The organism is Pseudomonas sp. SZ57, from assembly GCF_009495975.1.
GTDB lineage: Bacteria > Pseudomonadota > Gammaproteobacteria > Pseudomonadales > Pseudomonadaceae > Aquipseudomonas > Aquipseudomonas syringae.
The window spans coordinates 34,075-43,032 of record NZ_WIBD01000040.1 but is presented as its reverse complement, the minus strand read 5'-3'; the positions used below and the strand labels follow the sequence as shown (position 1 = coordinate 43,032).

Below are 8,958 nucleotides of genomic sequence, written 5' to 3'. Positions count from 1 at the left end.
TTCGAGCCATGTGGATATTCTGCAGCACCGCTGATCTTTCGGGAGCGAGCTTGCTCGCGAAGGCGTATTAACGGAACAACAGATTTTTAGCGACTGCATCGGCCTCTTCGTGAGCAAGCCCCCACAGGTCCGAGGTGTTTTCAGGGGTATCAGTGAGGACTAAAGACGGCTCTTCAATCCAGCCCCAAGGCCTCCAGCACCTCATCAACACCCCAGAACAGCCTATCGACGTCAGGCAACTGCGGGCGTTTGAGGATCAGGACGGGCAGGCCGCGTTCGCGGGCGACGTCGAGCTTGGGTTCGGTGGAGCTGCTGCCGCTGTTTTTGCTGATCAGTACGTCGATGCGGCGTTGTTCGAACAACTGGCGTTCGTCTTCCAGCATGAATGGGCCGCGTGCGCCGATCACTTCGCAGCGTTCGTTGCCGGGGTAGTCGTCCAGTGCCCGAAGTGTCCAGAACTGGTGCGGCGGGATTTCGTTCAGGTGCTGCAAGGGCTCGCGACCCAGCGTGAACAGCGGGCGCTTGAAGGGGAGCAGGGCAGTGGTCAGTTCTGACCAGTCAGCCACTTCGCGCCAGTCGTCCTCTGGACCTGCCTGCCATGCGGTGCGGCGCAAGGCCCAGCAGGGAATGCCAGCCAGTTTGGCCGCACGCGCTGCGTTGTGGCTGATCTGTGCGGCATACGGATGGGTGGCGTCCAGCAGCAGGTCGACGCCCTGTTCGCCCATGTACTGCGCCATGCCGTCGGCGCCGCCATAACCGCCGACCTTCATTTGGCAGGCCAGATCAGACGGCACCCGGCCCACGCCCGCCAGGCTGTAGATGTGCTCAGGCCTGAGCCTTCGCGCAATGGCCAGGGCCTCGGTGATACCGCCCAACAGCAGGATGCGTTTCATGTCATTTCTCTCTGTGAGTCAACGCCAGCCTGACCCACCAGCCCGCCCTGACGATCAATGGCGAAGACCTCCACCTGAACGCTCGCAGGCACGATGCTGCGCGCGAAATTCAGCGCGTGGCGACACACTTCGTCACCCAGTGGCACACCTGCCGCAGCGCTCATCGCCAGCGCTTGCTGGCTGGTGTTGGCTTCAAGGATCCGTTGTTGCAGGCCCGCATCCGCGCCGACATCCGCAGCCCAGTGCGCCAGCTGTGGCAGGTCGATGCTGGAATGGCGGCTGTGCAGGTCCATATGGCCGGCGGCCAGCTTGCTGATCTTGCCGAAGCCGCCGCACACGCTCAACTTATCCACAGGCACCTTGCGCAAGTGCTTGAGGACGGCACCGACGAAGTCGCCCATCTCGATCAGGGCGATATCGGGGATTTTGTAGACGCGGCGCATGGTGTCTTCGCTGGCATTGCCAGTGCAGGCGGCGATATGCCGATAGCCGTTGGTGGTGGCGACGTCGATACCTTGGTGGATCGAGGCGATATAGGCGGCGCAGGAGAACGGCCGGACAATCCCGCTGGTGCCGAGAATCGACAGTCCGCCGAGAATGCCCAGGCGTGGGTTCATGGTCTTGAGCGCCAGCGCCTCGCCGCCCTCGACGCCGATCGTGACCTCGAATCCGCCGCTGTAGCCTTGTTCTTCGGCCAGTTGCAGCAAATGCTCGGTCATCATGCGCCGAGGCACCGGGTTGATGGCCGGCTCACCGACTGCCAGCACCAGCCCTGGGCGGGTCACAGTGCCGACACCTGCACCCGCGACGAAGCGCACGCCCGCTGCCGCTTGCAGCCTGACGCGGGCAAACACCAGCGCGCCGTGGGTGACATCCGGATCGTCGCCGGCATCCTTGAGCGTTGCGGCTTCCGCGAAGTTATCCACAAGCCGGCAGAATTCCAGACGCATCTGCACCTGTTTGCCCTTGGGCAGGACGATGTCTACCGCGTCGCTGACCTGCCCGCAGAGCAGCAGTCGCGCTGCCGCCAGGCTGGTTGCGGTCGCACAGCTGCCAGTGGTCAGGCCACTGCGCAGTGGCGCAGGCTGTTCGGCGGTTTCTTCGCGCATCAGGGTTTGACTACGTCCAGCAGGGTGATCGGCAACGCCTGACGCCACGTATCGAATTCACCAAGGGGCTGTGCGTGGGCGACGTGGATACGGGTCAGCTCGCCGCCATGCCGTTCGCGCCAGGCCATCAAGGCGGTTTCGCTTTGCAGGGTGACCGCATTGGCGACCAGTCGGCCGCCTGGGCGCAGCTGTTCCCAGCAGGTTTCCAGCACGCCAGTACGCGTCACGCCACCGCCGATGAAAATCGCATCCGGGCGTTCCAGACCGCTCAGTGCCTGAGGCGCGCTGCCCCGCACCAATTGCAGGCCGGGCACGCCGAGTGCGTCGCGGTTGAATTCGATCAGTTGCTGACGGCCTTCGTCGGCTTCGATGGCCATCGCCCGGCAGGTCGGGTGCGCGCGCATCCATTCGATGCCGATGGAGCCGCAGCCCGCGCCGACATCCCACAACAGTTCGCCCGGCAGCGGTGCAAGGCGGGCGAGGGTGATGGCGCGTACGTCGCGCTTGGTGAGTTGGCCGTCATGTTCGAAGGCGCTGTCCGGCAGACCTGAAATGGGGCTTAGACGGATGGCGCTGGCGTCGGCGCGACAATCGATGGCAACCAGGTTCAGCGCGGCAATCTCGGGGTTGCCCCACTCGCTGGCCAGCCCTTCGACGCGCCGCTCGGCTTCGCCACCCAGATGCTCCAGGACGGTCATGCGGCTTGGACCAAAGCCGCGCTCGCGCAACAAACCGGCAATCACGGCGGGGCTGCTGCCGTCGTTGCTCAACACCAGCAGACGCATGCCATGGTGGAAGTGCGCGTTCAGCGCTGCCACCGGCCGGGCAACCACTGACAGGGTGACGACGTCCTGCAGCGGCCAGCCGAGGCGGGCGGCGGCCAGAGAGTAAGAGGAGGGCGCAGGCAGAATACGCATTTCGTCAATGCTGACCACGCGTGCAAGACTGGCGCCGACGCCGAACATCATCGGGTCGCCACTGGCCAGCACGCAGATCTCGGCACCCCGCTGCTCGAGCACAGGGTTCAACGAGAAAGGGCTCGGCCACGCACGTCGCTCGGCGCGAATGCACGGCGGCAGCAACGCCAGCTGGCGCGGGCCGCCGAACACCTGATCAGCGTGCAGCAGAGCGTGTCTGGCGTTCTTGCCGAGCCCCTTGTAACCGTCTTCTCCGATTCCCACGACTGTCAGCCACGGCGACATGTACCTACCTCAATCCGAACTTCCGACAGAGCGCCTTTTCATGCCTGCGGACAAAGCAGGCATAATACCGCGCCCGACGGGGTACAAGTGCTCTAATCAACGTCCGTTTCCAGCCAGTTCACATCGGGTGACCCATTGAACGAGCAGCAGTCCGCTCGCACATCCTCTGCAACGCTACGCCCCTCGGCCTGTCCGGGGTTGCTGCGTATCGTCCCGGCACTGGACGGCGGTATCTGCCGGATCAAGCTGGCGGGCGGGGTGATCAGCAGTGCGCAGGCCATGGCCGTTGCCGAGGCCGCGCGCACCTATGCACAGGGCGTTATCGAGGCCACCAACCGCGCCAACCTGCAGATTCGCGGCATTGGTGCTGATCATGACGGGTTGATCGGTGCCTTGATGGCGGCAGGGCTCGGCCCCGCCAACCCGGCCAGCGACGATGTGCGCAACCTGATGCTCAGCCCGACGGCCGGCCTGGACCCGCAGATGCTCTTTGATGCCCGGCCCTTGGCGGCGCAGATTCTCGACGCGCTGGAACATCACCCGCGTTTTCATGAGCTGTCCCCCAAGTTCGCCTTGTCGCTGGACGCTGGTGAAGCGCTGGTCATGCTCGAACACCCGCACGACGTGTGGCTGTCGGCGCTGAAACTCGACGACGAAGTGCTGCTGGCGTTCGGCTTGGCCGGCTGCCCGGCCCATGATCGACCGCTGGCCGCTGTTCCTGTGGCTGAGGGTAAGACGCTGGTTGTCGCCCTGCTGGAGCTGTTTCTCGACCTGGCCCGTCCCGAGCACACGCGGATGCGGCATCTGCTGGCCGAGGTATCGACCGCCGATATGCTGCGCGAGCTGTCGATCCGGTCCGGCTGCACAGTGCGGACCGACAAGGCGATCACCGATTGGCAGCGTCCGGCCATTCAAGGCACTCGGCATATCGGTGTTTATCCACAGGCTCAGCCGAATCAGGTGGCGGTGGGCGCTGCAGTACCGTTGGGGCGTCTCGATGCGGCGATGCTTTCCAGCGTGGCGCAACTGGCGGCGGATCAGGGCGACGGCACGCTGCGCCTGACGCCCTGGCAAAGCCTGTTGCTGCCCAACGTGCCGGTCGAGCGCGCGGCAGCGGTGCTGGGCGCGTTGCAGGCATCGGGCTTCGTCGGGGCGGCCGAGCAACCGCTGGCGCAGATGCTCGCCTGTACCGGTTCTGCCGGGTGCGCCAAGGGGCTGGCCGACACCAAGGCCGACGCCCTGCAACTGGCTGCCGGACTGGCTACCGGCCAGGCGGTGCACTTGAGCGGCTGCACGCGCTCCTGCGCCGCCGCCCACGTAGCGCCAGTGACCTTGCTGGCTGTCGCGCCGGGCCGTTACGATCTTTATTTTCGCGATGCAGCGCATGCCGGTTTCGGCGTGCTGCGCGCGCGCAACCTTACTATTGAAGCAGTCGGCGCGCAGTTGAACGCCGGCTCACGGAGCAACATGCATGATTGATTACATCCGCGATGGTCAGGAGATATATCGCAACTCTTTCTCGATCATTCGCGCCGAAGCGCGTCTTGACACGATCCCTGCCGACCTGGAAAAACTCGCCGTGCGCGTGATCCATGCCTGCGGGATGGTCGAAGTCATCGAAGACCTGCGCTTCTCGCCGGGTGCCGGTACCGCCGGGCGCAACGCTCTGGCCGCCGGAGCGCCGATCCTGTGTGATGCGCGCATGGTCTCCGAAGGCATCACCCGCACCCGGTTGCCCGCCAATAACCCGATCATCTGCACCTTGCATGATGAAGGTGTGCGGGAAATGGCCCTGGAGCTGGGCAATACGCGCTCTGCGGTAGCGCTTGAGCTGTGGCGTCCGCACCTGGAAGGCAGCGTGGTGGTCATCGGCAACGCGCCGACCGCGCTGTTCTATCTGTTGGAAATGCTTGATGCCGGTGCGCCGAAGCCTGCACTGATTCTCGGCTTTCCGGTCGGCTTTGTCGGCGCCGCCGAGTCCAAGGCGATGCTCGCCGCCGATAGCCGCGGCGTGCCGTTCGTGATCATGCAGGGCCGTCGTGGCGGCAGCGCCATGGCCGTGGCCGCTGTCAACGCACTGGCCACGGAGATCGAATGATGCAGGCACGCGGTCGATTGATTGGCCTGGGCGTCGGTCCTGGCGATCCGGAGCTGATCACCGTCAAGGCCCTGCGCCTGCTGCGCGAGTCGCCGGTGGTGGCGTATTTCGTGGCCAAGGGTAAAAAGGGCAACGCCTTCGGCATCATCGAAGCGCATCTGCAGGACGTTCAGACCCTGATGCCGCTGGTCTACCCGGTCACCACCGAGGCATTGCCGGCGACACTGTCCTACGAAAAGCTCATCAGCGACTTCTACGACGAATCCAGCCGGCACATTGCCGCGCACCTGGACGCCGGACGCGACGTGGCGGTGATCTGCGAAGGCGATCCGTTTTTCTATGGTTCCTACATGTACCTGCACGATCGTCTGGCCGAGCACTACGACGCTGAAGTGATTCCGGGCGTGTGCTCGATGCTCGGCGGTGCTTCGGTGCTGGGCGCACCGCTGGTGTATCGCAATCAGAGCCTGTCGGTGCTGTCCGGTGTGCTGCCCCACGATGACCTGAAACGCAAGCTGGCCGACGCCGACGCGGCGGTGATCATGAAACTGGGGCGCAACTTTCACAAGGTCCGCGAAGTGCTGACCGAGCTAGGGATGGCCGGGCGTGCGCTGTATGTCGAGCGCGCCACGATGAGCAACCAGAAAATCGTCCCGCTGGATCAGGTTGACCCGATGTCGTCGCCCTATTTTTCGCTGATTATCGTTCCTGGCGACAGGTGGCAAGGCTGATGACCTCCATGACTCCGGCCATCGTCATCCTCGGTAATGGCAGCCTTGCTACCGCGCGGCGCATTCAACAGCTGTTTCCCGATGCGCTGATTCATGGCCTGGCCGAACGCGTGCAGGGGGCCGACCGCACTTACAGCGACTTCGGCGCGACGCTGCGCCAGCTGTATCAACAGAACACGCCGATCATCGCCCTTTGCGCAGCCGGTATCGTTATTCGTACGCTGGCCGCCGTGCTGCTGGAGAAGGGCGCCGAACCGCCGGTGCTCGCCGTGGCCGAAGACGGTAGCGCCGTGGTGCCGCTGCTTGGCGGCCTTGGCGGGGTGAATGTCCTGGCGCGCAGCATCGCCAGCGGGCTTGGCGTTGCGCCGGCGATCACCACCAGCGGCGAGCTGCGTTTCGGCACCTGCCTGCTCAATCCGCCAAGCGGCTATGCGTTGGGCGATCTGGAGCTGGGCAAGCGTTTCGTTTCCGACCTGCTGTCCGGCGAACCCGTGCGCATCGAGGGTGAAGCCCCCTGGCTGGCTCAGGCGCAACTGCCCGAACATCCACAGGCGGCGCTGGCCATTCATGTCGGCAGTGCCCTGCGCGAGCCGTCGCCCCATGAATTGCTGATCTACTCACGTAACGTGCTGGTGGCGGTGACTGGCCTCACCGACGAGCTGGCTGAGCACGTGCGCTCGGCCCTGCACGAGGCACGTATTGCCGGGCAGTCCCTGGCCTGTCTGTTGGCGGCCGAGGAGCAGATGGCCAATCCGCACCTGCACAAGGCTGCCGCCGAGCTGGACGTTGCGGTGCGATTCGTCAGCGCCGCTGCGGCCAGCGAGATGGCCATGAAGGCTGTGCCGCAGCTGTTGCCACCGCTCTGCGTCGATGCCCACACCGCGATTGCCGTCGCGGCGCAACCGCTGGAGGTGCAGAGCATCGGCCGCGGGCGTGGCCGCGTTGCAGTCATTGGTCTGGGGCCTGGCGCTGCAGACCTGATGGTGCCTGCGGTGAAGGCCGAACTGGCACGTGCCAACGATGTGCTGGGCTATGAAACCTACGTGCGCATGGCGGGGCCGTTTCGTGCCGATCAGGTACTGCACTGCACTGACAATCGTGAAGAAATGCAGCGTGCCCGACATGCCTTCGAGCTGGCTGCTCAAGGCCGTTCGGTGGTCGTGGTGTCGTCCGGTGATCCGGGAGTGTTCGCCATGGCGTCAGCGGTGCTTGAAGCGTTGCATGAGTCGGATAATCCTCATTGGCATGCGGTCGAGCTGGAGATTCTGCCGGGTGTCTCGGCCTCTCTGGCCACCGCAGCCCAGGCCGGTGCGCCGCTGGGGCATGATTTCTGTGTGCTGTCGCTGTCCGACAACCTCAAGCCCTGGGAGATCATCGAAAAGCGTCTGGACCTCGCCTGCCAGGCCGATCTGGCGCTGGCGTTCTACAACCCGATATCGCGCTCCCGACCTTGGCAACTGGGGCGTGCGCTGGAGATCGTGCGCCAGCATCGCATCCCTGCAACCCCCGTGACGCTGGGCCGCGACATTGGCCGTCCCGGTCAGACATTGCGGGTTATCACGCTGGGCGAATTGACACCGGAGCAGGTGGACATGCGCACCATGGTGTTGATCGGCTCTTCCCTGACGTGCACCTTTGCGCGCCACGAAGGCGGCAACTGGGTCTACACGCCGCGTTGGTACGGCAACAAACCTACAGGGTGAGCGCGCACGCGTGTCATACCTGCCGCCATCCAGCGTGGGAAAGCGCTGAAGTGGCGATGTCACCTCAAGCCTGCGAGCCAGTGTTTCGACCCACAGGCTTGAGCGAATCGGCTCTCTTCAACCTTCGTCGCCCGTAGTCCGATTCCAGAAACCTCCCCGGAATCTTCGCTTACCTGCGGTATGCCGGGAGGCAGATGGCGGGTCGAGTTTGGCCCTGCGTATCGAGTTCGGTAGTCAAGTGCCCGAAAGCCATCAGAGGGCAACCGGAAAGCGCCGAAAAAAATGCCTGATTTATTTCGTTAGTCTCGATTCAGTCCATCAGGACGCATGAATTAAAGGACTAATTAAATGACACAGGACAAAACCATGAACATCACTGACAACCTCGACTACATTGCCGCCTGCGAGCTGGCTGAATGCCCACCTTCGTTGGGCGCATTCGCGGCCCCCGCAACTCCCGGATTACTTAAGGCAGGTGACGTCACTGACGCACAGTCCGGCAATGAAGGTGCGGTGGTTGCAGGCAGTGTGCTGGCATTTCCCAACGGTATGTCGGCGCAGAGCAAGCAGGACGTGATGAATTCCTTTCTGTTCGCCACCCTTGTGGCCAACAAGGCGTTCAGCTCTGAAACCCAGGGCGATCAGTGGTATGACAAATTCAACGAAGTGCTTTCCAAGGTGGGCTGGCTCTCCACCCATTGGAACTATGCGCGCTATCGTGCCACCCAGCAGCGTTTCACCATGGACGAAGTCGGTCTCGAGATCCTCGGTTCGGCCATTGCAGCTGCCGCGTTACCCGGACCTGCATCGGTACTGATGCTCAAAGTGGCTGCAGATGCCGTCGCCGCACTGCAGGCCAGGAAAGAACCCCTGCGCCTGTTCGAGAGCCAGACCAAGGCACACCGTGGCGGTAGCTTCCGTATCGCCTCCTGTATCGAATCCGAGGACAGCATCGTGAGTCTGGCCATGGCGGCAGTCAGCTTCCAGGCCGACAGTGACGTCACCAATGTGCTGTTCTGGGAATGGCAGGACACCAGTGTCCAGACCTGGAAGGGCGAGGACAACCTGTTGCTCAACACGGCCTTGTATGCGCGCCATCGCGAGCTGATCGAGCAACGGCTTGGCGACAATGTCAGTAATGCGATTGCAGAATACGAAATCTGATCGGAGTGTTGGCGGAGGCGCGGACTGCCTCCGCTTTCGGGATAAAAGGAATTCTCCC

Annotated in this window: 8 protein-coding genes; 5 read left to right on the top strand and 3 right to left on the bottom strand. The window is 63.6% G+C overall.

What is annotated here, in order from left to right:
- Positions 1-173: 173 nt before the first annotated feature.
- The 3 genes from GE543_RS26635 to cbiE are packed head-to-tail and all read right to left on the bottom strand — an operon-like array spanning position 174 to position 3,204.
- The gene (locus GE543_RS26635) at positions 174-893 is read right to left on the bottom strand and encodes a cobalt-precorrin-6A reductase (RefSeq protein ID WP_153222742.1); all 720 of its coding nucleotides are present in this window, start codon (positions 891-893) and stop codon (positions 174-176) included.
- Entirely contained in the window at positions 890-2,002 is a 1,113-nt protein-coding gene (locus GE543_RS26630) for a cobalt-precorrin-5B (C(1))-methyltransferase (RefSeq protein ID WP_153222741.1), read from the bottom strand. The genes GE543_RS26635 and GE543_RS26630 overlap by 4 nt, the downstream gene beginning before the upstream one ends.
- The gene (gene cbiE / locus GE543_RS26625) at positions 2,002-3,204 is read right to left on the bottom strand and encodes a precorrin-6y C5,15-methyltransferase (decarboxylating) subunit CbiE (protein ID WP_153222740.1); all 1,203 of its coding nucleotides are present in this window, start codon (positions 3,202-3,204) and stop codon (positions 2,002-2,004) included. Before cbiE ends, GE543_RS26630 begins: the two co-directional genes overlap by 1 nt.
- 135 nt (positions 3,205-3,339) lie before the next feature.
- On the opposite strand from cbiE, the gene cobG reads away from it, so the two are divergent.
- From cobG to GE543_RS26600, 5 genes are all read left to right on the top strand, one after another.
- The gene (gene cobG, locus GE543_RS26620; protein WP_153222739.1) at positions 3,340-4,683 is read left to right on the top strand and encodes a precorrin-3B synthase; all 1,344 of its coding nucleotides are present in this window, start codon (positions 3,340-3,342) and stop codon (positions 4,681-4,683) included.
- Positions 4,676-5,302: a precorrin-8X methylmutase gene (locus GE543_RS26615; protein ID WP_003368856.1), complete on the top strand. Its 627-nt coding sequence runs from the start codon at positions 4,676-4,678 to the stop codon at positions 5,300-5,302. Before cobG ends, GE543_RS26615 begins: the two co-directional genes overlap by 8 nt.
- Positions 5,302-6,033, top strand: a complete 732-nt coding sequence (locus GE543_RS26610) for a precorrin-2 C(20)-methyltransferase (RefSeq protein WP_003399679.1) — start codon at positions 5,302-5,304, stop codon at positions 6,031-6,033. The genes GE543_RS26615 and GE543_RS26610 overlap by 1 nt, the downstream gene beginning before the upstream one ends.
- A complete protein-coding gene (gene cobJ, locus GE543_RS26605) occupies positions 6,033-7,736 on the top strand; it encodes a precorrin-3B C(17)-methyltransferase (protein ID WP_153222738.1) in 1,704 nt (567 codons plus the stop codon). Before GE543_RS26610 ends, cobJ begins: the two co-directional genes overlap by 1 nt.
- Positions 7,737-8,084: 348 nt before the next feature.
- Positions 8,085-8,900: a hypothetical protein gene (locus GE543_RS26600; protein WP_153222737.1), complete on the top strand. Its 816-nt coding sequence runs from the start codon at positions 8,085-8,087 to the stop codon at positions 8,898-8,900.
- The last annotated feature ends 58 nt before the right edge of the window (positions 8,901-8,958 follow it).